The organism is Streptomyces xantholiticus, from assembly GCF_014651015.1.
In the GTDB taxonomy this organism is placed as follows: domain Bacteria; phylum Actinomycetota; class Actinomycetes; order Streptomycetales; family Streptomycetaceae; genus Streptomyces; species Streptomyces xantholiticus.
The window spans coordinates 1-25,856 of the sequence record NZ_BMWB01000014.1 but is presented as its reverse complement, the minus strand read 5'-3'; the positions used below and the strand labels follow the sequence as shown (position 1 = coordinate 25,856).

At 70.9% G+C, this 25,856-nt stretch carries 20 protein-coding genes and 2 pseudogenes; 8 read left to right on the top strand and 14 right to left on the bottom strand.

Translation table 11 applies throughout. The features are described from left to right. Positions 1 to 139: 139 nt before the first annotated feature. The 6 genes from IE198_RS20505 to IE198_RS20480 all read right to left on the bottom strand — a co-directional run bounded on the left by IE198_RS20505 (position 140) and on the right by IE198_RS20480 (position 3,545). Positions 140 to 613 (bottom strand): carboxymuconolactone decarboxylase family protein, encoded by a 474-nt coding sequence (locus tag IE198_RS20505; protein WP_189888679.1) that lies wholly within the window; start codon positions 611 to 613, stop codon positions 140 to 142. Positions 614 to 700: 87 nt separating this feature from the next. After that, positions 701 to 1,234 carry an SMI1/KNR4 family protein gene (locus IE198_RS20500; protein ID WP_189888677.1) on the bottom strand — a complete coding sequence of 178 codons (534 nt, stop codon included), beginning with the start codon at positions 1,232 to 1,234 and terminating at the stop codon, positions 701 to 703. Between the two features lie 87 nt (positions 1,235 to 1,321). Beyond that, positions 1,322 to 2,404: a YihY/virulence factor BrkB family protein gene (locus IE198_RS20495; RefSeq protein ID WP_189888675.1), complete on the bottom strand. Its 1,083-nt coding sequence runs from the start codon at positions 2,402 to 2,404 to the stop codon at positions 1,322 to 1,324. 33 nt (positions 2,405 to 2,437) lie between these two features. Further along, a complete protein-coding gene (locus tag IE198_RS20490; RefSeq protein ID WP_189888673.1) occupies positions 2,438 to 2,704 on the bottom strand; it encodes a DUF4235 domain-containing protein in 267 nt (88 codons plus the stop codon). Then, a complete protein-coding gene (locus tag IE198_RS20485; protein ID WP_189888671.1) occupies positions 2,701 to 3,141 on the bottom strand; it encodes a DUF3618 domain-containing protein in 441 nt (146 codons plus the stop codon). The genes IE198_RS20490 and IE198_RS20485 overlap by 4 nt, the downstream gene beginning before the upstream one ends. Beyond that, positions 3,138 to 3,545, bottom strand: a complete 408-nt coding sequence (locus IE198_RS20480; protein WP_189888669.1) for a phage holin family protein — start codon at positions 3,543 to 3,545, stop codon at positions 3,138 to 3,140. The genes IE198_RS20485 and IE198_RS20480 overlap by 4 nt, the downstream gene beginning before the upstream one ends. A 456-nt stretch (positions 3,546 to 4,001) precedes the next feature. Here IE198_RS20480 and IE198_RS20475 point away from each other — a divergent pair, with 456 nt between their 5' ends. After that, positions 4,002 to 4,205 (top strand): cold-shock protein, encoded by a 204-nt coding sequence (locus IE198_RS20475; protein WP_100110625.1) that lies wholly within the window; start codon positions 4,002 to 4,004, stop codon positions 4,203 to 4,205. A 742-nt stretch (positions 4,206 to 4,947) separates the two neighbouring features. Here IE198_RS20475 and IE198_RS20470 read toward each other — a convergent pair. After that, a complete protein-coding gene (locus IE198_RS20470; protein ID WP_189888667.1) occupies positions 4,948 to 9,399 on the bottom strand; it encodes a cation-translocating P-type ATPase in 4,452 nt (1,483 codons plus the stop codon). A 543-nt stretch (positions 9,400 to 9,942) separates the two neighbouring features. On the opposite strand from IE198_RS20470, the gene IE198_RS20465 reads away from it, so the two are divergent. The 3 genes from IE198_RS20465 to IE198_RS20455 all read left to right on the top strand — a co-directional run bounded on the left by IE198_RS20465 (position 9,943) and on the right by IE198_RS20455 (position 12,516). Continuing rightward, on the top strand, positions 9,943 to 10,356 hold the full coding sequence (locus IE198_RS20465) for a CBS domain-containing protein (RefSeq protein WP_189888923.1): 414 nt from the start codon (positions 9,943 to 9,945) through the stop codon (positions 10,354 to 10,356). A gap of 196 nt (positions 10,357 to 10,552) precedes the next feature. After that, positions 10,553 to 11,293: a PP2C family protein-serine/threonine phosphatase gene (locus IE198_RS20460; protein WP_189888665.1), complete on the top strand. Its 741-nt coding sequence runs from the start codon at positions 10,553 to 10,555 to the stop codon at positions 11,291 to 11,293. 110 nt (positions 11,294 to 11,403) lie between these two features. Then, positions 11,404 to 12,516 (top strand): CapA family protein, encoded by a 1,113-nt coding sequence (locus IE198_RS20455; protein ID WP_189888663.1) that lies wholly within the window; start codon positions 11,404 to 11,406, stop codon positions 12,514 to 12,516. A gap of 419 nt (positions 12,517 to 12,935) precedes the next feature. Here the strand turns inward: IE198_RS20455 and IE198_RS20450 are convergent, their stop codons facing one another. The 3 genes from IE198_RS20450 to IE198_RS20440 are packed head-to-tail and all read right to left on the bottom strand — an operon-like array spanning position 12,936 to position 16,665. Then, entirely contained in the window at positions 12,936 to 14,000 is a 1,065-nt protein-coding gene (locus IE198_RS20450) for an ABC transporter ATP-binding protein (RefSeq protein WP_189888661.1), read from the bottom strand. Beyond that, positions 13,997 to 15,613 carry an ABC transporter permease gene (locus tag IE198_RS20445; RefSeq protein WP_189888659.1) on the bottom strand — a complete coding sequence of 539 codons (1,617 nt, stop codon included), beginning with the start codon at positions 15,611 to 15,613 and terminating at the stop codon, positions 13,997 to 13,999. The genes IE198_RS20450 and IE198_RS20445 overlap by 4 nt, the downstream gene beginning before the upstream one ends. Positions 15,614 to 15,618: 5 nt before the next feature. Next, on the bottom strand, positions 15,619 to 16,665 hold the full coding sequence (locus IE198_RS20440) for an iron ABC transporter substrate-binding protein (RefSeq protein ID WP_189888657.1): 1,047 nt from the start codon (positions 16,663 to 16,665) through the stop codon (positions 15,619 to 15,621). Positions 16,666 to 16,942: 277 nt separating this feature from the next. On the opposite strand from IE198_RS20440, the gene IE198_RS20435 reads away from it, so the two are divergent. Beyond that, complete coding sequence (locus tag IE198_RS20435) at positions 16,943 to 19,522, top strand: AMP-binding protein (protein ID WP_229834138.1); 2,580 nt, start codon at positions 16,943 to 16,945, stop codon at positions 19,520 to 19,522. Positions 19,523 to 19,710: 188 nt separating this feature from the next. Here the strand turns inward: IE198_RS20435 and IE198_RS20430 are convergent, their stop codons facing one another. Beyond that, positions 19,711 to 20,415 carry a hypothetical protein gene (locus IE198_RS20430; RefSeq protein ID WP_189888655.1) on the bottom strand — a complete coding sequence of 235 codons (705 nt, stop codon included), beginning with the start codon at positions 20,413 to 20,415 and terminating at the stop codon, positions 19,711 to 19,713. A gap of 405 nt (positions 20,416 to 20,820) precedes the next feature. On the opposite strand from IE198_RS20430, the gene IE198_RS36645 reads away from it, so the two are divergent. Beyond that, the gene (locus IE198_RS36645) at positions 20,821 to 20,985 is read left to right on the top strand and encodes a hypothetical protein (protein WP_189888967.1); all 165 of its coding nucleotides are present in this window, start codon (positions 20,821 to 20,823) and stop codon (positions 20,983 to 20,985) included. On the opposite strand, the pseudogene IE198_RS36640 reads toward IE198_RS36645, so the two are convergent. Next, positions 20,981 to 21,346: pseudogene (locus IE198_RS36640) on the bottom strand (SDR family oxidoreductase); the annotation flags it as partial. The gene IE198_RS36645 and the pseudogene IE198_RS36640 overlap by 5 nt on opposite strands. A gap of 247 nt (positions 21,347 to 21,593) precedes the next feature. Between IE198_RS36640 and IE198_RS20415 the strand changes: the two are divergent. Beyond that, positions 21,594 to 22,406: a transglutaminase domain-containing protein gene (locus IE198_RS20415; RefSeq protein WP_189888653.1), complete on the top strand. Its 813-nt coding sequence runs from the start codon at positions 21,594 to 21,596 to the stop codon at positions 22,404 to 22,406. A gap of 48 nt (positions 22,407 to 22,454) precedes the next feature. On the opposite strand, the gene IE198_RS20410 is transcribed toward IE198_RS20415, so the two are convergent. Together IE198_RS20410 and IE198_RS36635 are read right to left on the bottom strand one after the other, a co-directional pair. Next, complete coding sequence (locus IE198_RS20410; RefSeq protein ID WP_189888919.1) at positions 22,455 to 22,853, bottom strand: DUF6221 family protein; 399 nt, start codon at positions 22,851 to 22,853, stop codon at positions 22,455 to 22,457. Positions 22,854 to 22,923: 70 nt separating this feature from the next. Then, positions 22,924 to 23,598 (bottom strand): annotated as a pseudogene (locus IE198_RS36635) (triose-phosphate isomerase); the annotation flags it as partial. Between the two features lie 220 nt (positions 23,599 to 23,818). On the opposite strand from IE198_RS36635, the gene IE198_RS20400 reads away from it, so the two are divergent. Beyond that, the gene (locus IE198_RS20400; protein WP_189888652.1) at positions 23,819 to 25,546 is read left to right on the top strand and encodes an alpha/beta fold hydrolase; all 1,728 of its coding nucleotides are present in this window, start codon (positions 23,819 to 23,821) and stop codon (positions 25,544 to 25,546) included. The last annotated feature ends 310 nt before the right edge of the window (positions 25,547 to 25,856 follow it).

Genomic DNA, 25,856 nt, shown 5'->3' with positions numbered 1-25,856 from the left:
GGCGACCATGCCATCGGCTGGTCCCGCGGCGGACTGACCACGAAGATCCATCTTGCCGCCGACGGCAGTAGTCGGCCCACAAGACGGCCACGATCCACCCGGCCGGACTCTAGTCGCAGGCATGTCCCTCTGGTTCTCGTTATCCGAACTGGCCGGGCTGGTAGTCGCCGGCAGGCTGTTGGACCATGACGTTCCCGCGATTGAAGGCGTTGATGAGGGCGATGACGCACACCAGGGCCGCAAGCTGGTCCTCGTCGTAGTACTTGGCGGCATTCGCCCAGGCCTCGTCCGTGACCCCACCGGCCGCGTCAGCGATGCGGGTGCCCTGCTCCGCAAGCTCCAGGGCAGCGCGCTCGGCGTCGGTGAACACCGTGGCCTCCCGCCATGCCGCGACGAGGCCGAGGCGCGTCGAGGTCTCCCCGGCGTGCGCGGCGTCCTTGGTGTGCATGTCGACGCAGAAACCGCAGCCGTTGATCTGGCTGGCGCGGAGCTTCACCAGTTCCTGCGTCGAGGCCGGCAGGGCCGAGTCCTCGAGCACCCTGCCCGCCGAGACGATGTGCCTACCGAACTTGGCTGCGACCTGGTTGTCCATGAGATTCAAGCGAGCATTCACGGTGCACTCCTGTGTCGTTGTCGCCGGTTACACCTCTTGGACGGAACAGTGCGGCGAACTGTGACATGCGTGAATGTGATGGGCGTCTCACCAGCCGCAGCCGGCGGACCCGTCTGTTGGGCCAAGGCATTCGGCGCAGTCGGTCGGGGGTGGGTCAGGGGCCAGGTCCGGCCCGTTCCACCTCTCGATCCACTGCGCAAGGGTCTGCTGCCGAGGAAAGACGGCGTGCCGGAGACATCGCTGGTTCGGGTCCCATTCCCACACCTCTCCTCCCGGGGAGGAGAAGTCGACCATGTTCCAGATGCAGCACCCGCGTTCGACGAGCGGCACCAGGCCGGGGCGGCTGTCCGCGTCGGAGTCGGACTGGTACGCGCGGTACACAGTGGCCAGGTCCTCGACGTCGCCGAAGTGGTGGCCGTTGTCCGTCAGGGAGACGGCTTCCCAGAGGTCAGGACCGAATCCGCCGTCGGCGACCTCCAGATAGAGACGGCGCAGGAGTGGCGGCATGGCGAATCCGACGGCCGCCTCGACAGCCGTGACAGCGTTGCATGCCGCAGGTGGTGGCAGAGATCTTGCAACGGCCTGAGCCTGCACGACGGCTATGAGTTCGTCCTCGGTCACACAGGGATCATGGTGTACCGACGTGCTCCCGTTGACCGAATGCCCGAGGAAGGCGGATTCCGCTGTCGCCTGTCGCCGGGGAGCTTGTCATTGGAGCCGTCGGCGGTCTTCTTCGGTCCATTTGCGGGTGTCCCGGGGCCGGGTGTAGGGCTCGGCGTTCTTGGGGTGCCCGCCCGTGATGGCGCGTTCGCGGGCGAGTTCGGCGTCGAACTCCAGGCCGAGGAGGATGGCGAGGTTGGTGATCCACAGCCACACGAGGAAGATGATGACGCCGGCGAGGGTCCCGTAGGTCTTGTTGTACGAGCCGAAGTTCGCCACGTAGAAGGCGAAGCCGGCCGAGGCGAGCAGCCAGATCACCACGGCGAGGAAGCTGCCGGGGGTGACCCATGTGAAGCCGCGGCCCTTGGTGTTGGGCGAGGCCCAGTACAGCAGGGCGATCATCAGGGAGACGAGCACGACCAGCACGGGCCACTTGGCGATCGACCAGACGGTCATGGCCGTCTCGCCAACCCCGAGTGCTGTGCCGATCTGCTGGGCGATGCCGCCGGAGAGGATGACGATGAGCGCGCTCGCGCACGCCATGATCATCAGTGTGATCGTCACGCCGAGCCGGACGGGCAGCACTTTCCACGCCGGCCGGCCCTCGGGCAGGTCGTAGACGGCGTTGGACGAGCGGATGAACGCGGCCACGTACCCGGAGGCGGACCAGATCGCGCCCAGCAGGCCGATGATCGCCAGTGCCGATCCCACGCCGGAGCTGCCCTGCAACTGCGTGACCGCGTTGGTGATGACGTCACGTGCCGGGCCAGGGGCGAGCTGCTGGATGTTGTCGAGCACCTTCTGCGTCGTGCTCCGACCCGCGATACCGAGCAGCGAGACCAGAACCAGGAGGGCCGGGAAGAGCGCCAGAATTCCGTAGTAGGTCAGGGCGGCGGCGCGGTCGGGTAGCTCGTCGTCCTTGAACTCCTTGAGCGTGCGGCCCAGCACCTGACCGAAGGACTTCTTCGGCATCTCGGTCGGTTTGTCAGGAGCGTTGCGTTCCACGTCCCGGCCGGGACCGGGACCTTGATCCGCGTCGGCAGCGGGCTGCGGTCCCGCCGCACCGGAGCGGTGGTCCTCCTTGTGGGAGGCTTCCTCGTGGCGATGCCGCAGGTTCGTAAAACGGCTCATGAGCTGCGGGTTCCATTCCTGAGTGTGGGGGTGTCAGCCGGGCCAGGTGCCGGTGAGGCGTTTGACGGCGGTGGCGCCGCTGCGGTCGACGACGGCTTTGACGAAGGCGAAGATCGCGCCCTGCAACGTGGCCGCGAGGAGCACCTCACGCCAGTTGCGCTCTTCGTCGGTCGCGTCGGGGGCGTCCTCGTCGTGACCGAGCTTCTTCCACACTTGGCCGAACACCGCTCCGGCCAGGGCCCCGCCGGTGGCACCGAGCGCCAGCCCGACGGGCTTGTAGAGGATCTTCGAGGCCTTCACCGCCGCCTCCTGCGCTTGACCAGCATCAACAGCACTACGGCCAGGGCAGCGGCTCCGGCAAGCAGTTTCGGGTTGCCCCGTGCGGCGTGGGTCGCCCGGTGTGCCTTGTCGTGCACCGGCTGCGGGGTCTTGTCCCGCAGCATCTCGGCGGCCTGGTGCGCTGTGTCCTGGAGCCGGGGAGGAGTCTTCTCGCGCAGCTTGTCGCTGATCGCGGACGCGGTGGCGGCGACCTGCTCCTTGGCGTGCGCGACCTTGAGGCCCGTATCGTCCTTCACCCCGGCGGCGGTCTGCTTGACCCGGCTCTTGACGTCGGCCTTGGCCGCGAGCGCCTCCACCGTCTCACCGAGTTCCTCACGGGTGTGCTCGACCTGCTCGCGCAGCTCTTCAGCAGAGGGGCTACCGGGCTCGGTGTTGCTGCTGTGCCGGGGAGTGCTCATCGGTGTGCCCTTTCCTTGATCTCGCGGACGTCGCGCTGCATGCTGCTCATGGCTTGTTCGGGCTTGGGTGGCGTGGCCTGCCGGATGTTCTTCTTCCCGGCCGCTGCGAGTACCCCGGCGATGAGGAACAGCACACCGGCGACGATCAGCCCTGCTGCCCACCAGGGCAGCACGAGGGCGAGCGCGATGATCGCGGTGGCGACCAGCGCCTGCAGGCCGAGGACCGTCACCAGACCGGCGCCGCCGAACAAGCCGCCGCCCCTGCCGAACCGCTTGCCCTTCTCGCTCATCTCCGCCCGGGCCAGCTGCATCTCCTCGCGCACCAGCTGCGCGATCTGTTGCGACGCCCGGCCGACCAGCTCACCAACCGGCTCGTCCGAGGTGCTGCGATGGAAGTCGGTCATCGAATTCACCACCTAACGGCTCTGTGCGCTCCGGTTACCCCATCGGGTGTCATACACACACCACGCCCAGGTGGGCCACCGCGGCCATCAGGCCCCGGGAGCCGTGCACAGAGCCGCCCCGGCAGCTCGAGCCCGCTGTCGCGCAGTCCGCTCGTCTGCAGCGGAGTCGCCGGGCTGCAGCGGAGTCGCCGGGCGTCGTCCGGGCAAGCCGGCCGACCGCAGAGCTCCGGCCGAACCGCCGAAACGCCCACAGCCGGTGAGCAGAACCCACCGGACGACGCTCCGCAGGCACCGTCTTCGGAGCCTCGCCGATTGACGGCATCACCGCCGCCGGCAGCACGATCACTCATGCGTGTGGGCGTGTCGGCGACGCAGAAAGCCGCACAGCCGTGACGATCGCCTCGCACCCCCGACGCGGGCTTGTCCACCGCGTCCGCACGAAGGAGAACAAGCAGGATGGCTACCGGCACAGTGAAATGGTTCAACCCCGAGAAGGGCTTCGGCTTCATCGCCCAGGACAGTGGCGGCCCGGACGTGTTCGTCCACTACTCGGCCATCGCCACAACCGGATACCGCGAGCTCACCGAAGGTCAGAAGGTGCAGTTCGACGTCACCCAAGGGCCGAAGGGACCCCAGGCCGAGAACGTCACCCCGGCCTGACCCCCGGCGCTCCGCGGCCCCGGCTCTGCGCATGCGAGGGACGACGGTTTCGAGCAGCAGCAGCCCTCGCTCGGCGGACATCCTGAAGACAGCGGCAAGCGGGAGCGACCGGCAACGAGCTGCGGCGGTCGCCCTCTCGCCGCAAGGAGACGGACCGGGGCAGCAAGCGCCAAGGATGCCGGAAGCGAGCAAGGTCTGGAGAACCTGACCAGGAAGGAGCTCTACGAGCCGGTCCCCGACCGGGGCATCGGGGGCCGGCTCGTAGATGAACCGGGACCGGCCGGTCGAGGCGGTCAGTCCGGCGAGCGGGTCGCGGGGAGCACCCGAGATATTTGAGATTGTGCGTCGGAGGCATGACTCCCTGATCTCCCGGCGACCACTGCGACACCGAGGCGGCCGGGCACCTTCCACATGCCCGGCCCGGCGCTCCGGCGCATGCGCGGGTCACCTCGTGGTGGTCGGCTCCGGCGCCTCCGGGTCTGCCGCCGGGGCCGGCGGTTGTTCCTCCTGCGGTGCAGGAGGAAGGGGGTGGCCGGCAGCGGAAGACCGGCAATCCCGACCCCGTACGCGCGCCTGTGATCGCGGCCAGGAGGCGCCACAGGGCGGTGAGCACGGCGATGGCGCCTGCGATGAACAGTCGAGGCCGGAGAACCGCTCGGCCGGCCATGCCCGCCACCACGGGATCACGCCACCCGCCGACGACAACGCCGCAACAACCCCACTCGTGTCACCTACCGACTCGTCAGTGGGATTCCTCCGATGACGGGTCGTCGTCCGGCGTGGTGAGTGAGGAGGTCATGCGTGCCGCGGCATGGCCGAGGAGGGTGGCGGCGATGATCGCGCCGAGGGTGATGCCCCAGGCGACGGGTCCGAGCGGCGTGCAGCCGAAGAAATGGCTGGCGCCGGGGATCTGGATGATGGCGACGAGGAGGGCCGCGGAGCCGAGTCCGGCCACCAGGACGTTGCGGTCCGTGCCGCCTGCCGTGAGCGTCTGGGCCAGTTGGGTGCCCACCACGGCGGCCAGGGCGACGGTGGAGGCACGCCGGCCCCGGCCCGTGAGGCGGGCCGCGGCCCAGGCCAGGCCGGCGCCGGTGGCGGTGACGGCGCCGCGCAGCAGCATTTCCTGGGTGAGGGCGGTGCCCAGCGAGCGGTGAGGCCCCTCCGAGAGAAGGCGATCGCCGGTCTGGCCGGACGGCTCGCGTACCGCGATGGCCAGGGAGGGGGCGAGGTCGGTGAGGAGGTTCACGAGCATGATCTGGCGTGCGTTCAGCGGCGTGGCACCGGTGAGCGTGGAGGCGAGGACGCTGAAGGTGACCTCGCCGAGGTTCCCTCCGATGAGGATGGCGAGTGCCGCGCGGACCGAGGTCCACATGGCCCTGCCCTCCATGAGGGCGGAGACGATGGTCTCCAGACGGTCGTCGGTGACCACGAGGTCCGCGGCCGCTGTCGCTGCCGGGGTGCCGCGGCGTCCGAGCGCGATGCCGACATCGGCGAGCCGGATGGCGGGAGCGTCGTTGGCCCCGTCGCCGGTCATGGCGACGACGCGGCCGATGCGCTGGTAGCCCTGGACGATCCTGACCTTGTGGCTGGGACTGCAACGGGCGATGACGTCGACGCTGGGTAGCAGCGCATCCAGTGCGTCGTCGTCCAGTTCGTCGATTTCCGGCCCGGTGCACACCTCGGGCTCCGTGATGTCGCTGATCGTGGAGGCGATGGCGTCCGCGGTGGCCGGGTGATCGCCGGTGAGCATGACGGTGTGCACGCCGGCCTCGCGCAGTCGTGCCGTCGCGGGTGCGGCACTCTCGCGTACCGGGTCGGCGAGCGTGAGGAAGCCGAGGAAGACGAGCTCCTGTACGGCCTCGTCGGTGAGGTCCTCGCCCCTGTCCATGCGGCGTTCGGCCACGGCCAGGACTCTTCGCCCCGCTGCCGCGAGCTCCTCGGCCGCTTCTGTGAGGGCTCTGCGGGATGCGTCGTCGAGCCCCACGGCGCCGTGGGGCTGCCGACGCCTGGCACATCGGCCGACGACGTTCTCCGGCGCTCCCTTCACGCTGAGCAGGACACCGCCGCCGGTGCGGCCGGCAGTTGCGTGGTAGGCCCGGGCCGGCTCGAAGGGGAGGGCATCCGTGCGGCGCCAATGGGGCGCCCCTGTGCGCGTGGTGACGCCTCCACGGCGAGCGCCGCCGACGATCGCCCGGTCGGTCTGGTGGGCCATCGGTTCGGCCTCTCTGGCGGGCGGGGTGGCGCGCAGGGCGGCGGCGAGGATTTCCTTGCCGCGGGTGTCGAGCCGGTCGACGGCAGCGGCGCCGGCGCCGTCGCCTTCGCTGACCCCGGTGAGCTCCAGGGTGCCTTCGGTGAGGGTGCCGGTCTTGTCGAAGCAGAGGACGTCGGCGCGGCCGAGTGCTTCGATGGTGCGGGGGTTGCGTACGAGGGCGCCTACGTCGGCCAGGCGGCGTGCGGCGGCCAGTTGGGCGGCATTGACCAGGAAGGGCAGGCCTTCGGGTACGGAGGCGACGGCCAGGTTGACGGCGGAGGCGAGATTCTCGGTCAGTGGGCGGCCGTGGAGCAGCCCGGAGAGAGCGACGGCGACGGCGGACCCCAGGGCGATGGGCATGCTGGCGCGGGTGAGGGAGGAGAGCCGGGCCTCCACGCCTGTTTCCGGTGCGGCTTGGCGCGCGGTGGCGAGACTGCGCCCGGCTTCCGTGGCCGAGCCGGTCGCCACGACGACGGCAATGGCCCGCCCGGAGGAGATGGTGGTGCCCTCGTAGACCATCGAGCGGCGTCCGGTGATGTGTGCGGCGACCACCGGCGCCGGATCCTTGCGCACGGCGAGCGACTCCCCCGTGAGGGAGGATTCGTCCACCTCAAGGCCTTCCGCCTCCAACAGTCGGCAGTCCGCGGGCACGACGTCCTCGGGTCTCAGAGAGACGACATCGCCGGGCACCAGATCGGCCGAGGTGACCAGCCGCTCCCGGGCCTCACGTCGCACACGCGCCCCGATGGCCGACTGGGCGAAGAGCTCGGCGAGCGCGCGATCGGTCTTCACTCGCTGGAATCCGCCGACCAGAGCGGAAACGCCGGTGATGGCGGCGACCAGAGCGGCGTCGGTCCGGGATCCCACGGCTGCGGCCAGAGCGGCGCCGGCGGCGAGGATCGGGGTGAGCGGATTGGACAGCTCCTCGACGAATGCGTACGGCAGGGTCAGCTGCGCCGGCTCACCTCCCTGTGCCTCGGCGCCGCGAGCGGCCGCCTCCTGCGCGGAGAGGCCCTCCGGCCGGGTACGCAGCCGTTCCATGACGCGGTCGGCGGGCATGAGGTGCCAGGGGACACTGGTCATCGGTGGGGTGAGGGGACGGCTCAGCAGTTGCCGGGCCCGCCAGGCACCCAGGCAGAACGCCACGGCCCCTGCCGTGTTGCTCACCGCCAGCACCCGTGCGGTCGCTCGCCAGGCCGGTGCCTGCAACGCTGCGACGGCGCCGACCCCGCTGCCGCCGGCGGCCAGGTAGTGGCTGTCGCGGTCCACCACGGTGGCCGCTCCGACCGCGTCGACGATCAAGCCCGCGGCTTCGAGATCCGCCCCGACCAGGATGTGGGCCCCCCAAGGGGTGTGCTGCTGTTCCCGGTGGACTCCGATCGCGCAGTCGGCCGCGCACAGCGCCGGGCGATTGCCGGAGATGAGCAGAACAACCGCCCCGTCGGCCTGCAGATCCCGCACCGAGGCGGCCAAGCGGTCGCCCGCCGGCACCACGGCATCGGCGAAAGCAAAGGCAGGGCCTTCCCGGTCGGACGCCACCACGACTCGTGCCCCGGCCCGACGGGCGGCCGCGGCGACGGCCTCGGCACCAGGGGCCGACTGGGTGCCCAGTCCTGCCACTGCCTGGAGCCGGTGTCCGTGGGCCAGCCCCAGTACCTTCTCGCTGCCACGCCGCCGTAGCCGTTCTGCCGCATCGCGGCCGGTCCGGTCTTCCAGGTCCAGCTCGTCCAGCGGTCCCAGCGCCCAGTCGCCCGAGCGACTGACCGCGAGCGGCGTATCGGCGTCGAAGAGGGCGAACAGCCGCTCGGACGCCTGCTCGGGATCAGCGCCCTCGAGCAGTTCCAGATCCACCGGCTCGTACCGGTCACCGCGCAGAGCCTCTTCCTCGAGGAGGATCGTGTCCACCTGACCGAGGCGCCGCAGCGCCGTGCGGTCCATCGTCACCGCACCGCGCAGAGCCAGGTGCCGTCCCAGACTCGTGGCGAAGCCCTCCCGTCCCGCGCCGGGTGCCTTCGGCACCGAAGCGACAGCGACGGCGATCGCCTTGCGGATGCCGGCGAACGGCAGCGTGACGGCACCGGCGGCAAGGCCTGCCGCCATCGATCGCTCCGCGTACCGGTCGGCTGCGTCCTGAGGCGGCGGATCGGCTCGGCCGACCGTGACCGCGTCGGCCGAGGCTTCCTCCGGGCTGCGCACCAGAGCGGTCTCGCGCTCGCTCCACGCGGTGCGTTCGGCGCTCGCTTCACGCCACGCCGCCAGACGCTGCAGTACGTCCAGGGCAAGCCCCCCACCGCCGGTGGCCACACCCTGCACCAGGGCGCCGATCACCGGCAGCAGCGAGTCGGCCTGCTCGCTGCCGCTGACGTCGTCGATCAGATGCCGAAGTCGCGGGTGGTAGCGAAGGGCGTCGATGCCGCCGGCGACCTCCGGCGGCAGCCCGAACCACGGAGCGAGCCGCCGAAGCGTCACCAGGGCCAGGCCCAGCGAGTCCGCCACCAGAGCCGGCACCGCCGGGAAGGGCAGACCCTCCGCCGGATGATGTGGCTCCGGCTGCCATTCGTCGAACGCTTCCGCATCCGCGGCGTGGTCACCCTCGGCCTGCTCCACCAGGGCGACCAGCTCGCTCTCGGGCGGTGGAGGCGAAGCAATCGCGATGATCACCCGTTCCATGGGGGCGTTCACCCGCGCCCACAGCACTCCCGGATGCTCCTCCACCGCCCGCTCCACACGACGGGCGACGGCTTCGCCTCCGGAGCCGTGCACACCGGAGACCGTGATGTAACAGCGTTCCGGCGTCCACGACACCTCGCGGCGAGGCTCGAGAAGACGTTCCGCCACCCCCCAGGCAGCCCGGGCACCGGACGCCATGTGGGTGGCGACGCCCGCGACGATCGAACGCAGAAAGGGAGGCACCCCCAGGGGGGAGGCAGGCTCCGGTGACATGAACCGTGCCTCCCTCGCGCAGACCGGTCGGGGCGAATGAACGATCAGAAGCAGTCTGAGTGAAACTCATGAATCCGGCTATACGGGATAGACCTACTGAGAGGGGATCAATACGGTTCTGATGGAACAGGCGAGGCGATAACCGTGACTTCCGCGCACCGAACCCACTTCCCGTCCAGCACCGGAACCGCTGCCCCGGGCGAGCGCCCGGCCGAGGTCACCCCAACGCCGACGGCCGACAAGCAGCACAAGGTCACCCTGGCCGTGCCCTCAGCCGACCAGGTGATGACCGGGGCCCTCAACGCCGCCATGCTCCCCGTCGCCGTCGCCCGGCAGGTACTTCCCGCCAAGAAGGGCCTCCCGCTCTACCTGGGAGTGGGTGCCCTCGCAGCCGCGGACGTCCTGGAGTGGCCGGTCGCCATCGGCATCGGGGTCGGCTACGCCGTCCTGCGCCGCGGCGGCCTTCTCGACGGCCCGCCGAGCACCGCGCCGGACACCAAGCCCGCCACTCAGGAGTCTGCACAGCCCGAGGAGGAGCCCGGCATGCCCACCGCACGCGAGATCATGACCCCGGACGCCACCTGCATCGGCGCCAAGGAAACAGTCCTGGACGCAGCGAAGAAGATGACCGAGCTGGGCGTCGGGGCCCTGCCCATCTGCGGAGCCGACGAAAGGCTCAAAGGAATGCTCACCGACCGTGACATCGTCGTGAAGGTCCTCGGCGCCGGAAAGGATCCCGCCCAGGTGAAGGCCGGTGACCTCGCGCAGGGCGAAGTGGTGACCATCGGGGCCGACGACGACGCCGAAGAGATCCTGCGGACCATGAGCCGGCACAAGGTCCGCCGTCTCCCGGTCATCGACGGCCACGTCCTGGTCGGCATCGTCGCCCAGGCCGATGTCGCCCGCGCGCTGCCCGACCCCAAGGTCGGTGACCTGATCGAAAGCATCTCCACCTGATCCGGCGAGCCGGAGGGGTCGACGCGCCGGACGCCGCACCCCCTCGGTGGTGGCGCGCTGCCGATCACGCACGGCGTCGAACGACCACTGCGGCGAACCCGCGTGCGGCTTCCGGGCAGAACCGGGCGCCAGGCCGTTCACGGCTTGACGAGGGCCGGTACGGGATGCGCCGCCGTTTGCGAGAGGCGGGACTGTGATGCGGTACGTGACGGTGACTGCCCTGAGCCATCCCGGGCTGGTCCGCGATCACAACGAGGACAGCCTTGTGGTCGGCCCGTGGACGCTGTGCGGCACCGTGACCGAGAATCCCCAGACGCTTGTCTTCCCTCTCGGCACGCCGCTCGTCGTCGCGGTCGCCGACGGCATCGGCGGGCAGCCGGGCGGAGAGGTGGCCAGTGCACTGGTCGTCCGGCACCTGGCGTCGTACGGCCCTTCCATGGACAGCGAGGAAGCTGTTCGTGACGTGTTGGACGTCTGCAACCACGCGGTCTACGCGGCGGCCGACCGCAATCCCGCGCTGACCACCATGGGCACCACGGTCGCCGGCGCCGTCGTGCTGGCGGAGTCGCTGCTGGTGTTCAACGTGGGCGACAGCAGAGTGCTCGACGCGTCCGGGGACGATCTTCGCCGGCTGAGCGTCGACGACAGCCCGCCGCCGGCGCCGGGGCAGCGCACCACATCACTGGTCACCCAGGCGCTCGGTGGCAGTCCCCGGTTCAGCGCCATCACCCCCCACGTCACGATGGCGCCGCTCGCCGCAGTCGATCGCTGTCTGGTGTGCACGGACGGCCTGACCGATCCCGTGCCTGAGGACACGCTCGGCGACCTGCTACGGGCCCACGACGGCGGCAGGGCGACTTTCGAACTGTGGAAGTGCGCCATCGAGGCAGGAGGCCCCGACAACATCACCCTCGCGTTGTTCGGTATCGGTACGTAGCGGGCCGGTGCCGCGCCTTCGGTGGGGTACGGCACGGCCGGCCGGCCGTCGCCCGCGACCGTACACGCGGATGCCGTGAAACCTCCCGCCCATGGCTCTAACCTGAGGAAATGGGTGGTGGCCCGGTCACTTTGTTCCTCTGCGGCGATGTCATGCTCGGCCGCGGTGTCGACCAGATCCTGCCGCATCCGGGTGATCCCGCGCTGCGGGAGGACTACGTACAGGACGCCCGAGCCTACGTCGAGTTGGCGGAGGCGGCGAACGGCCCCGTTCCCCGTCCCGTCGACTTCTCGTGGCCATGGGGCGACGCGCTACAGGTGCTGGACGAAGCCGCGCCCGCCGCCCGGGTGGTCAATCTGGAGACCAGCGTCACGCGGCACGACACGTTCGCACCCGGCCGTTACATCCACTACCGGATGAACCCCGCCAACCTCCCCTGCCTGGCCGCCGCCCGCCCCGATGTCTGCGCGCTGGCCAACAACCACGTCCTGGACTTCGGGCACCGCGGATTGGAAGAGACGCTCGACGCTTTGGCGGGCGTGGGTCTGCGCACGGCAGGGGCGGGGCGGAACGCCGACGCGGCGAGACGTCCGGCGATCGTCCCCGTGGAGGGCGACCGCAGGGTGTTGGTCCTCTCCTTCGGGATGACGTCCAGCGGCATCCCACAACACTGGGCCGCGACGGGAGAGCGGGGCGGTGTCCACTTCGTGGCCAGGACCTCCGAGGCCGCCGCGACCGAGACGGCCCGCCGGGTACGGCAGGTGAAGCGGCCCGGTGATGTCGTGGTGGCTTCGGTCCACTGGGGTTCCAACTGGGGTTACCTGGTCTCCCGCGACCAGGTCGCCTTCGCGCATGCGCTGATCGACAGCGGCGTGGATGTCGTGCACGGGCACTCTTCGCACCATCCCCGGCCCCTGGAGGCGTACCGGGGAAAGCTCATCCTCTACGGGTGCGGCGACTTCATCGACGACTACGAGGGCATCACAGGCTACGAGCAGTACCGGGACGACCTGCGGCCGATGTATCTCGTCTCGGTGGAGCCGGACACCGGCAGGCTTGCCGACGTGCGGATCACCCCGTTGCAGGCCCGGCAGATGCGGCTGCGGCACGCCTCGCACGAGGACACCCGGTGGCTGCGCGCGCTCCTCGATCGGATCGGCCGCGGCTTCCACCCGAGCGCCGACTGCGATCCAAAGGGCACGTTCGTTCTCCGGCCGTCTTGACGGCAGCGGCATCGGTCCATCCCTCGCCCTGAGGACGAGTCGGTCGTCGCTGTACGACAGCCGGACCGGTCCGGGGAGATCCCCCGGCCCGCCCCATGGCCCGGTGTACCGCGCACAGGGCGAGAGGCGAGCAGCCGGGACCCGTGCACGATCCGGGGCCGCGTCAGCTTCTCGGTGGAGCTTGCTCTTCCTCGCCTTCCAGCGCTCCCTCAACCGCGGTGTCACAACCGGCGCAGTGAAGTAGCGCGCCCACAGCTACGCCCGACAGCAATCGGGATACGGCTCGACCCTCGCCCCGTCGCCGGATCCGGGGTCTCCTACGGCCTTCCTCCGGGTCAGGGAGCGAGTCACCCTCGATGCGGCGGGACGTATGCGCAGCACCGGATCCGACACCGCCGGGTACGCTTTGGCGCCGTTGTCTACGGATGGAACGTGGCCTCGCCCGTCACGCGGATGCCGGTCTCCTCGCCGGGGTCGATCGACACTGCGCCCGAGACGCGGACGTCCACCGGATCGCCGAGGCCCCGCACGGCCACACTCACCTTGGCGTCGTGACCGTAGAAGCAGACGTCGGTCACCTTGCCCCGGACGGCTTCCGCCGTGGCCGGGTCGACCAGCCGCAGCTGCTCGGGGCGCAGCACCACCGTGCCCGTGCTCCGGCCGTCCGGTGGGTTGGTCAACGCCACGTTGCCCAGCGATGTGGTGGCCGTTGAGCCGCCGTTCGCGACCGCGCCGGGCAGTAGGACGGCGTCGCCGACGAAGCCGGCGACCCAGGGATCGGCGGGGCGGCGGTAGAGGTTCTGCGGGGTGTCGCACTGGGCGATGCGGCCCTGCCGTACGACGGCCACGAGGTCGGCGGTGGACAGTGCCTCCTGCTGGTCGTGGGTGACCAGCAGCGCCGTGGCCCCGGTCGCCCGCAGCGCGGCCCGGACATCGGCCCGTACTCCGGCGCGCAGCGCACTGTCGAGGGCGTTGAAGGGCTCGTCGAGCAGGACGAGCGCGGGGCGCGGGGCGAGCGCCCTGGCCAGGGCGATGCGCTGCTGCTGTCCTCCGGAGAGCTCGTGCGGCATCCGGTCGCCGTACCCGGCGAGCCCCACCAGATCGAGCATCTCCTCCGTCCGGTAGTACCGCTCGCCCCGGTCGAGCCCGGTCAGCCCGAAGGCAACGTTGCGCGCCACGCTCAGATGCGGGAAGAGCGCTCCCTCCTGCGGAACGATCCCGATCCTGCGCCGCTCCGGCGGAAGATGGACGCCGGGGCCGACCAGGGTGCGCCCGCCGACGGCGACCGTGCCCGCGTCGGCGTCCAGGAACCCGGCGACGATGCGCAGCAGGGTGGTCTTGCCGCAGCCGGAGGGCCCGAGCAGGGCGGCCAGTGCGCCGCCCGGCACCGTGAGATCCAGCCCCTCGAGAACGGTGGCTTCGGGGCCGTAGGACTTGGCCAGTCGCTCGATGCGCAGATCGTTGCGGAGATCCAGATCGTTCATGTGCGGTGCCTGCCCAGGAGGTAGGAGGGGATGGCCGCGAGCAGGATGAGGGCGGCGGCGTAGGGGGCGGCGGCCGCGAAGGACCCGGCTCCGGTCTCGGTCCACAGCCGGGTGGCCAGGGTGTCCATGCCGGTGGGGCGCAGCAGCAGCGTCGCGGGGAGTTCCTTCATGCAGACGACGAAGGTGAGCGCGGCCCCGGCCGCCACACCCGGTGCTGCCAGTGGCACGGTCACCTCGCGCAGCACCGAGATGGGCGACCTGCCGAGCGAGCGAGCCACGTCCTCCAGCACGGGCGGTGCCTGCAGCACGGCGGCCCGGGTGGCGGCCACCGCGACCGGCAGGAACAGCACGGCGTACGCGCAGACCAGCAGGGGGAGTTGCTGGTAGAGCGGATAGGCGTACCGCACCGCGAAGAAGACGAGGGAGAGTGCGACGGTGATGCCGGGCAGCGCGTGGCCCGCGTAGGCGGCCTGCTCCAGCAGCCGGACGCCGCGTCCCCGGTGCCGTGCCGCGATCACCCCGACGGGCAGGGCGAGCAGCGTGGTGAGGGCGGCCCCTGCAGCGGCGACGCCGAGGGTGGTCCAGGCGGTCCGGGCAAGGTCGCCGAGATCCCAGATCGCGGAGCTGCCGACGGCCAGCCAGTAGCCGAGGGTGCCGAGCGGGAAGGCGACGGCGACGGCCACCACCGTCGCGCACCAGGCGAGGGCAGCGATGCGCCAGCGCCCCAGCGGGATCGGTGCGGCCGGGCGTGCGGTGCCGGCGCCAGTCCTGGCATGGCCGGCGCGCCCCCGGGTGCGGGCCTCGGCGGCGACCAGCGCAACCGTCATCACCACCAGCACGACGCTGAGTGCGGCGGCCGGAGTGCGGTCGAAGGAGGCGCGGTAGGAGGTGTGGATGGCCCGGGTGAACGTGTCGTACCGCATCAGCGAGACAGCGCCGAAGTCGGAGAGCACGTACAGCGCGACGAGCAGCGCCCCGCCCGCGGCGGCCGGGCGGAGTTGCGGAAGGGTGACGCGGAGGAAGGTGCGCCAAGGCCCGTGGCCGAGGGAGCGGGCGGCCTCCTCCTGCGCCGGGTCGATGCCGCGCAGCGCGGCCGCGACCGGCAGATGGACGTAAGGGAAGCTCACCAGGGTCAGCGCGAGCGCTGCCCCTGCGAATCCGGCGTTCTCCGGTGCGGCGGCCAGCCAGGTGAAGGCGGCGACATAACTGGGCACGGCGAGCGGCAGGGTGGCCAGGACCGACCAGGCGCGGGCCCCGGGCAGGGCGGTGCGCACGGTCAGCCAGGCCAGCGAGACACCCAGGACCAGACAGGCCGCCACGACGACCGCCGTCAAGCCGAGGCTGCGGCTCAGGAGTTGGAGGGTGCGTTCGTCGGCGACGACGTCCCACGCGTAGCCCGGCCCGCGTTCGAGGGCGCGGACGGCGAGATAGCCGAGCGGCAGCAGGGCGAACAGGGCGGCGACGCAGGCGGGGACGAGCAGAACGAGCGGGGGTCTGCGGCCGGAGCCGGGGGGCGCCCCGCGAGTCGTGGGGACGCGCCGGCGCCCGGCCGGAGCGGGTGCTCCGGCCGGGCGTGCCGCGGATTCCGTTGTGTCGACGGCCGTTGGGTTCACGGTCGTCAGACCAGTCCGACTTCCTGGAGCATGGCCAGTGTCTCCTGGAGGGACTCCAGCTTGCCGAGGTCGATGTCGGGGGACTCGAGGGACTCGAACGGCGGCAGACCCTCGACCTTGCTGGTGACACCCGCGGCCAGCGGGTACTCCTTCGTCCTGTCGGCGAAGTAGATCTGCGCCTCCTTGGACAGCAGGTAGTCGACGGCCTTCTGGGCGGTCTCGCTCTGCCCGCTGTCCTTGAGAATGCCCACGCCGGCCACGTTGATCAACGCGCCCGGGTCCTCGCCGGGCAGGAAGTGGAGCTTGGCGCCCACCTTGTCCTCGCCCTTCTCGGCGACCCGCTCGTACCAGTAGTAGTGGTTGACCAGGCCGAGGGAGACCTCGCCGGACTCGACGGCGTCGAGGGTGGCGAGATTGTTGGCGTAGGTCTTGCCGTTGGCCTTCAGGCCCTTGAGCCACTCGCGGGTGGCGTCGTCGCCCTCGATGACGCGCATGCCGGTGACGAAGGCTTGGAAGGAGGCGTTGGTGGGCGCGAAGCCGACCTTGTCCTTCCACTCGGGCTTCACCACATCCTGGACGCTGTCAGGGACATCGTCCTCGGCGACCTTGTCCGGGTTGTAGGCGATGACGCGCACGCGCCCCGACAGCCCCACCCAGTCGCCCTTACCGCCGCGATAGGCCGCGTCCACCTCTTCGAGGCTGGACTGAGGCAGCTTCGCCAGCACGCCCTCCTTGGAGAGGGCGCCGAGCGCTCCCGCGTCCTGCGAGAAGAACAGCCCGGCCTTGGTTCGGTCGCCCTCCTCCAGGATCTGCGCGGCGAGTTCGGCGCTGTCGCCGTAGCGCACCTCGACCTTGCTGCCGACGGCCTTCTCCAGCTTGTCGAGGATCGGCTTGACGAGCTTCTCGTTGCGCCCGGAGTAGATGACGAGGGAGGAGTCGCCGCCCTCGGCCGAGCCGTCCTTGCCGCCGTCGGAACCGCAGGCGGCGAGGGCGGGGAGGAGCAGGCCGGCCGCGACGAGCGCAGTGGTCCGGCGAGCCGAGGGGCGTCGCATGTGGTGTGCCTTCCTGCGTGGCTCACCGAACCACGCCGCGGGTCGCGTCGTAGGTCGGTGAGCGGCTGAGCGATGCTTTCAAGCCAACTGTGAACATGCTATGAATAAGGTAAAGCTTGCCTAACCGTCAAGGGATCTGTGCTAATTGCGGACGCTGCCGCAGAAAGGTCGCGCGCCCGTGATAGACCCTTTTGGACCGCTCTCGGCCCCGTTCACCGTGCCGACGCCACGCACCACCTCGGTTCCCTTCCCGCAACCGGCCCTACGGCGGCGGGGTGTGCGGTTCGCACGGGACCTCGCGTCGTACGGCGACCGCACCGCACTGATCACGCCATCGGGCGAGGTCAGCTACCGCGCGCTCGCCGAACGGGTCGAAGCCACTGCCGAACGCCTCGGCCCTGCACGCCGCCTGGTCCTGCTGGCCGGTGCCAACCGGGCCGACGCCTTGGTCGTCCACCTCGCGGCCCTCTCCGCCGGCCACCCCGTCCTGCTCGTCCCCGGGGACAGCGACAGCACCATCGGCGCCCTGACCGCCGCGTACGACCCGGACGTGGTCGCGCGGCCGGACGGCTGCGGGACCTGGGTGCTCGACGAACGGCGGCGCGAGAGTGCCCACACTCTCCACCCGGACCTCGCGTTGTTGCTCAGCACCTCCGGTTCGACCGGCTCGCCCAAGCTGGTGCGACTTTCCTCCGAGAACCTTCAGGCCAACGCCGAGTCCATCGCCACCTACCTCGGCATCTTGGACACGGACCGCGCGGCCACGACCCTGCCCATGCACTACTGCTACGGCCTCTCGGTCATCCACAGCCACCTACTGCGTGGCGCCGGGCTGATCCTCACCGAGCGGTCGGTGGCCGACGCCGTCTTCTGGGAGGAGTTCCATGCCGCCCACGGCACCTCGCTCGCCGGGGTGCCGTACACCTTCGACCTGCTTGACCGGGTCGGCTTCGAGCGTATGGAACTGCCGCACCTGCGCTACGTCACCCAGGCCGGCGGGCGGCTCGCGCCCGAACGCGTTGCTCACTACGCCGAGCTGGGCCGCCGGGCGGGCTGGGAACTGTTCGTGATGTACGGGCAGACCGAGGCGACGGCCCGCATGGCGTATCTGCCCCCGGCCCTCGCGTCCGAACGCCCGCACGCCGTAGGCGTGCCGATCCCCGGCGGCTCCTTCCGGCTTCAGCCGGTGGAGGGCATCGACGAGCCGGACACGGGCGAACTGGTCTACTCGGGCCCGAACGTCATGCTCGGGTACGCCGAGAGCCCGGCGGACCTCGCCCAGGGGCGCACCGTGAAGGAACTGCACACCGGTGACTTCGCCCGGCGCGCCCCCGACGGGCTGTACGAAATCGTGGGGCGTCGCAGCCGGTTCACCAAGATCATTGGTCTGCGGATAGACCTGCAACGCGTCGAGGCGATCCTGGAGGAGCACGGCATACGTGCCTCCTGTGCGGGTGACGACGACGCACTGGCGGTGCTCGTGAACCGTGCCGAGGGTGTCGACGCGACACGCGTCAGGCGCCTGGTGGCGGACGGCTGCGGTCTGCCGCCGCGCGCGATAGGCGTGCGGGTGGTGTCCGAACTTCCCCGGCTCGCCTCGGGCAAGCCCGACTACGAGGCCGTACGGCGGTTGGCGCGCGAGGCGCAGGCGCCGCCGCCCCGCCCCGGCACCACCACAGAGGACCTTTGCGCGCTCTACGCCCAGATCCTCGACCGGACCGACGTCACCGAGGACAGCAGCTTCGCGAGCCTGGGCGGTGACTCGCTCTCCTACGTCGAGATGTCACTGCGACTTGAGCAGGCACTGGGCAGGCTGCCCACCGACTGGCACACCAGACGGATCCGGGAACTGCGCGACCATGATGCCGCGCGGCGCACCGCTCGCAGCCCGCGCCGGCGGCGCGGTTTCCAGCGGACCCTGGAGACCGGCATCGCCCTACGGGCCGTCGGGATCGTCCTCATCGTTGGCTCGCACATCCCCGTCTTCGCCGTCCAGGGCGGCGCCCACGTCCTGCTCGGGGTGGCCGGCTTCAACTTCGCCCGCTTCCACCTCTCCGCGCACGAGCGCCGCGAGCGCCTACGGAGACTGTGGCGCAGCATCGCACGCATCGCCCTACCGAGCATGCTGTGGATCACCTTCGTGCTGCTGCTGACCCGCGAATACGACCTGGCCAACATCCTGCTGGCCAACAGCCTCTTCGAACAGGACAGGTCCGACCCGGAGTGGCGGTACTGGTTCGTCGAGGCGCTGGTCTACTTCCTGATCGGGCTGGCGGCACTGCTGGCGATCCCGCTGCTGGACCGGGCGGAGCGGCGCAGCCCGTTCGGCTTCGCCCTGGCACTGGTGGGTCTGGGACTGGTCGGGCGCTACGACCCCTGGGACCTCGCACACGTCCGCTACCACCTCAGTCCCACCGTCGTCTTCTTCCTGTTCGCGGCGGGCTGGGCGGCGGCGCGGGCGCGTACGGCGGGGCAGCGACTACTGCTGACCGCCGTCCTGGTGATCACCGTGCCAGGACTGTTCCCAGAGGGACAGGTCCTCCGCACCTCGATCGTCGTCGGCGGCCTGGCCCTGCTGCTGTGGATCCCGGCCCTGCCCAGCGTGGACCTGGTCAACCGGCTGGCGGGCGTCCTGGCGGGCAGCTCGCTGTACATCTACCTGACGCACTATCACGTCTACCCCTACCTGCGGGACCACTCCCCGCTACTCGCCCTGCTGGTGTCCCTGGTATTCGGTGTGGCGTACGGGGCGGTCGCCACCCGTCTGACGCGCATACTCCTTTCTCCGCCCGTGAGTTTCGCGAACCCCTCCCTCTCCGGCGCTGGCCCGACTCCCGGCTCTGCCGGGAGCAACTGAGACGGGGCAGATCGGACCCCGTAGCGGCCGGGGGACACACGGCAGGCCCTGGCCATGGCGGTTCGCGGCATGGCCGGCCGTGTGCCGCCCGGCGCTCGTCGGCCGTGAGGGCGCCGGCACTACCATGCCGGCGCCGCCAGCGGCGCCTCGAAGGCCTACGCGCCCAAGGTCGTGCGACGCGTGCACTTTCAGCTGGCAGGCGCCTGGTAGAGGCCGCGGCCGGCGCGGTGGGCGCGGGAAGTGGCGACGAGACGGTCGAGGGTGCTGCGTACGGTGTTGATGCTGCCCGTGGTGCCGTCGCGGCCGAGTGCCTGAGCGACATCGCGGGCACGCAGCGGTGTGTCGGGGCGGCTTGCCAGGACGGCGATGACATCGTCGGTGAGTCCGCCGGTGTCCTGCGCCGTGCCCGCGGCCGGAGCCGGGGGTACCGTCGCGGTCTTGGCGGTCTTGGCACCCTTGGCGTTGGTGGTCTTCTTCGCCGCGCGGGTCTTGCGCGCCGGCTCGTCCGCCGTCCTGGTGCCGGTCTTGCCGCGCGGCGTGGCGGAAACCTTTCGCGTTGTGGACGGGCGTGGGGTTGCTGCCTTCTTCTGCGCGGGCACCGCGGCGTCGTCGGGCTGCTGCGGCTCGGCAGCCGGTGCGGGTTCTGGCGCAGTGTCGGCGGCAGGTTCGGCCGGGACCGGGGCGGTTTCGGCGAGTGCCGCGGCTTCGGTGCGCGGCTGCGGCAGGGTGGTGCCCGCCAGCGCGTTGAGTGCTGTCAGGGCGCCGCGCACCGACTCCAGCCGCTTGGTCACTTGCTCCAGTTCCTGTTGCAGTGCTTGCTGCTGATCTTCCAGTTGGGGAAGTTCGGCCTCGAGCAGGGCGGTTGTGCTGGCGATGCTGTGGGTGCCGGCCATGGTTCGCTCCCGGTGGGGTGTGGCTGCTGAGGGGGGTTGTGGTTGTTGTGATGCAGGGTAAGCCCAATGGGTTGCTTTCGTGTCATGAAGAAGCTGGGAGACGGGAGGAAGGCCGCCGCTGCTCCTGTCGGGCTCCGCCGGTGAACCGTGTACGGATTTGCTGGCGTTGCCCATCCGGATCGTCCCTTTGCGGCCCACCCCCACCGACCGGGCCTCTGCCGGCGACTGGCGGCGCCCGGCACGGGCAGTGTGCAGGTCCAGGTCCTGGGAGGGCGCCGGCAGGATCTCTGTGCGGACGGCCTGACCTGGTCCATCAGGTCCGCGTACCGCTTCTCGTCCGCCGGGACGACCGTCTGTTCGAAGGGGTGGCCGCCGGTCGCGAAGTGGCTCGTGCCCGAGGTGAACGTGCCCGGCATCACAATGGTCGTCTCGATGCCGAAGCGCGCCAACTCGGCCGCGTACGACACCGCGAGCGTGTCCATCGCTGCCTTGGCGGCGAAGTACGGCGCGAGGTGGGGCGGGGTGCCGCCCCTGGTCGAGGTGGAGCCGACCCGGAGCACCAGGTGTTGACCCAGCGGCCGGCCGAACCGGCGGACACGACCTCGGCGATGTCCCGCAGCGCACCGAGGCGCTTCGGCGGCTGGGTAGCCATCCGCGCGATGGTCTGCTCGTCCTTGCCGTCCAGGAACGGGGCGGTGGCGGTCGGGCCGGGGGCCACGGCGTTGACGGTGATGTCCCGGCCGCGCATCGCGGGCCGGGATCAGTGTCATGGCCTCGACGCGCCCTTGGTGGCGGCGTGCGCGCTGTAGCCGGGCAGGGCGAGCGCCAGCACGGAGCTCGAAAGGCTGATGACCGCACCGCCCGCCCTCGGCCGGCGCCCGGCCTGCTGGTCGACGAGGAACGTGCCGCGGATGTCGGTGCGGTGCATACGTCCAGCGCATCGGGGTCGGTGTCGACCAGCGGGGGGCGCAGCGTCGCTACGCCACTCCTGGTGCGGCCGCCACCTGACGGCGAGCGGGCCGGTGATGCTCCTCGTGGTGACCCTCCGGCGCGAGCCGTTCGGCGGACGCGGGTGCGCCATGAGAGACGCTGCGCAAAAAGTTGAGCGCGTTCAAAACTTCTGTCACGATGTTGCCGCCGGCCAGGGAGCCACACCTGCCGGCCGAAAGGACGCCTTCATGACGAGTTCACTGCTCAGGCCGCGACGCTTCGCCCGCGCAGGCTCCGCCGCGGCAGGCGGGGATGCAGGGAGGGACGCCGCGGGGAGCACGGTGCCCACGAGGATCCTCGACTGGGAGGATGCCCGCGTCACCGCACTGGTCCGAAGCATCGCCGCGACGCCGGACGAGGGGCGCGCCGTCCCGGCCCACGCCGGGCAGGTGGAGGCCCTGCGGCGAGCTCACAGGCGGATCGCCGAGGTGGTGCAGCCGGTGTACTCGGTGCAGGACGACAGACCCGTGTCGGAGGTGCTTCGCCGAAATCGCGGCTCGTGCAGCCAGCGCCTGGCCGTCCTGGAGGCCGTCGCGCGGGCGTACGGGGTGGCCACGCGAGTGCGGGGCCTGTTGGTGGACGGGACGTTCTGGTACCCGCGCTTCCCCCGGGTGCGGCAGCTCGTCCCGGACCGCATCCTGCTGGCGTGGCCGGAATTCCGTATCGACGGCGGAGCGCGGAACGGGGCAGGCCACTGGCTGACGGTGTCGGAACTCTTCGGTGGCCTGGACGAGTTGAGTGGAGCGGTTGGCGGTGGCTTCACCAATGCCGGCGCGGAAACGCTGTTCGAGGCGTTGTCCAGGACGGCGATCGACTGGGACGGAGTGACGCTCTGCCCGACCGACGGCGCGGCCTGCGACCTCTCGGCCTACGTCCTTGCAGACCTGGGACACTTCGACTCCCGCGACGAACTCTTCTCCGTGCATGGCCAGGCGCTCTGCGGCATGGCCAGGCTGCTGGCCGAGCCCGTCCTGGGGCGCCGAACGGCGAGTGGACGATGAGTGCGTCGCGCAGCTGCAGTGCTGTTCGGCGCGGGGCCACCGACAGCGTCATCGTATGAATCGGGGGAGCCACTTCGCCCTGTAGTCGGGGTGCCAGGCGTATTCGGCGGCCAGTTGCCGTACTGCGAAGCCGAGTCCGGCAGCGCGGCCTGAGGTGTAGTCGTCGTTGGGGCGATCGGTGTCGTGGTCGGCTACTTCGATGTACTCGCCGAGCAGGACGCGGCTGGTTTCGATGCGGGCCAGCGTGCGAGCCGGGTCCTGGAGTGCGATGTGCCGGTCGTAGCCGCCTCCTCTGACCGTGAAGGCGATACCCGAGGTCCTGTCGTGAACCTCTCCGGGTACTTCGGCCGGGCATCTCCAGCTTTCGCCGCCGGCGTCCCGGGCGACTTGTTCCTCTTCGTTGAGCCGCGCCTCGATGAAGGTCACCATGTCTGTGTTGCCGGCCATGCGACGGTGCTTCCTCTCGTGACGTGCTGTGCGGTGACTGCGCAGCCATTGTGAGGGACCTCGGGTCCGGCTATCCAGTTGTCCCGGCTCCCTTGTGCAGGTCGGCGAGGGAGAAGACGGCGAATTCATCACCTGGCGGGTGGCATGCGGCGCAGCGTCCTGGCGCCTCGGGTCGAGGCGGAGGTCGAGTGGTTGCGCTTCGAACGGATGACGCCGCACCGCCGGAGGTTCGGCCGGCGGCCTGCCCCGCCCGGCCCCGGCGGCGGCCGGGAAGCGGGCGTGACCCGGCTCGGGAAGCGGTCTTGCGACCGCCTCGGCGTGCCGTCCGCCGATGTCGGGCAGGGCGAGGTAGCCCTCGATGCTCCAAGCGGCACGACCCACGAACAGGCCGTCCACGCCGGGTCTTCGAGCAGCCGGGTCGCGTTGCCGAGGTTGACGGAACCGCCGTGGAGGACGCCCGCGACACGGCCGCCCCACTCGGCCTCCAGTGCCTCGTGCACACCGCTGTCTCCTCCGGCCGCGGTTCACGGCCGTGCTCGCCGATCGCCCACACCGGCTCGTAAGCGATCAGCGCGCGTGAGATGTCGGCCAGTCCGTCGAAGGCGGCGGCCACCTGTCCCAGCACATGCTCGACGGAACCGCCGCGCGCGAACACTTTCGCGCTCTCGCCGCAGCACACCAGCGGCGTCAGTCCGTGCCGCAGCGTTGCTGCGACCTTACGTGCCACCGTGGCATCGGTCTCCGCGAAGCGCCCACGGCATCCCTCGGGGGAGCCACGGGCCCTCTGACCGCGGCTCGGACCGGCGTCGGGAGCCCGGAGTGTTGTTCACGCGGCTGACGGGTGGCGGGTTCTGTGACCCGTTCGGACGCGTGTCGGTTGCCCTGATGGTCGACCGCCAGTGGTATGGCAAGCGGGTCCGTCATCGCTGGACAGGCCCGATCCCTGCCGACGGAAGGGCCAGGCGATGCGAACAACTGCCCGACGGACAGTGCTTGGGAGCGCCGCCGGTGCCCTGACCGCGGCACTGTTGCTGCTGTCGGCGGGGCCGGTCTCGGCCGGCGGCCCGGGCGGCGACGGCGGCGTGGTGCTGCGCTGGCGGCCCTGCCCGAAGGAGGCGCAGACGGGCTTCGAGTGCGCGGTGGCCAACGTGCCGCTGGACCACGCGGATCCCGGGGGCCGCACGATCGAGCTGGCGGTGATCCGGCACCGGGCTGCCGACCCCGCGCGGCGGGCCGGTTCGCTGTTCTTCAACCCCGGTGGCCCCGGCGGCCCGGGGACCGTAGGCCTGCCCGAGCTGTACGGCAAGTTCCCCCAGGAGCTGAAGGACCGCTACGACATCGTCAGCTGGGATCCGCGTGGCGTAGGGGAGAGCACGGCCGTGCGCTGCTTCGACAGCGCCGAGCAGGCCGCCGCCTGGCACGAGGACGTCCCGCCTTTCCCGGTGGGCGAGCAAGAGCGCCGGGGCTACACAGCCGCTTACCAGAACCTGGCGGAGCGATGTGAGCTGCGGGATCCGGCGCTGCTGCGCCACGTCGCGACCGCCGACACCGCACGCGACCTGGACCTGCTGCGCCGGGCGGTGGGCGAAGACCGGCTGCGCTACTGGGGCATCTCCTACGGCACGCTGCTCGGCGCGACGTACGCGAACCTGTTCCCCGAGCGGGCCGCGCGGCTCGTGCTCGACGGAAACGTGGACCCGCAGGCGTGGGTGAACCGCGGCGCAGCGAGCGAGCCCGAGAGGAACACCTTCCTGCGCCTCGGTTCGCACCTCGGTTCCGCCGACACACTCGGCCAGTTCCTCGCTCACTGCGGACGCGCGCCGGTGTCCCGCTGCGCATTCTCCGCCGGGAGCCCGGGGGCCACCTGGGCCAAGTACGAGGCACTGCTGGAGCGCCTCGCCAAGCGGTCGGTGGGCAGTTGGACGTACGCGCGACTGGTGAGTGAGGTCCGGGGCGAGCTTTACACCGTGCACCCGGGCTGGACCGGGCTGGCCGAGGTTCTGCAGACCCTCTGGCAGGGCCGGGCGCCCCAGGAACCCCCGGCCCCGGCCGGGCCCGCCCGCTACCCCGGGTTCGAGCAGTCGCTCGCGGTCCTGTGCGCCGAGAGCCCCAACCCCGCCCTGCCCAGCCGGTACACGGCGCTGGAGCAACAGGCAGTGGAGCGGGCCGGGGCCCTGGCGCGCTGGTGGGTCTGGGCGAACGAGCCGTGCACCGCGTGGCCGGCCCGCGCGGCCGACCCCTACACCGGCCCGTGGGACCGCGCCACCGCCCACCCCGTCCTGGTGGTCAATCCGACCTACGACCCGTCCACCCCCTACCGCGCGGGACAGGCGATGGCCGCAGAGCTCAACGGAGCCCGGCTCCTGACGCTCGACGGCTACGGGCACACCGCGCTGGACAACCCCAGCGCCTGCGTGAAACGCCACGTCGTCCGGTACTTCCTCACCGGGGCACTGCCACCGCAGGACGCGCGGTGCGCACAGGACACCCCGCCCTTCGCCGCCCCCGTGGAGCGGGAGCAGGCGCCCGCCGGTACCGCGGCGACGGGTCGCGGCACGGACGCAGGGGAGGCGGGTACGCCGTCCAGGACCGTGGCTCCGAAGGGCGCGGCGCGGTTCCCGGTGTGGCCGCTGCGCTCGGCGGACCTGTTCCCCGCCTGGCCCACCAGGGCCACGCTGTCGCGCCTGGATTGAGCCGGAAATCGTCCGCGGGGCCGGTTCGGGATTCCGATCAGGGTCCGCGTCCGTGTCCGTTCGAGACTCGAAGGCGGAGAGATCGTCCGTCGCGACACCGCCCGCCGCGAACACCACGTGACCACTGAGACGGCATCGACGGCATCGCGGGCGACCTCACCAAGTGGCCGACCGCCCGCAGGTTCTGAAACTCGGCCTGACCGGGCCGGGTCGATACCGTCGTCGCGAGTCCCGGCAGGCCGTCCTAGGTTCTGTCCGGCGGATCATGTCCTGAGCCATAACCGGATGGCTGCCAGGGTGACGGCGCCGT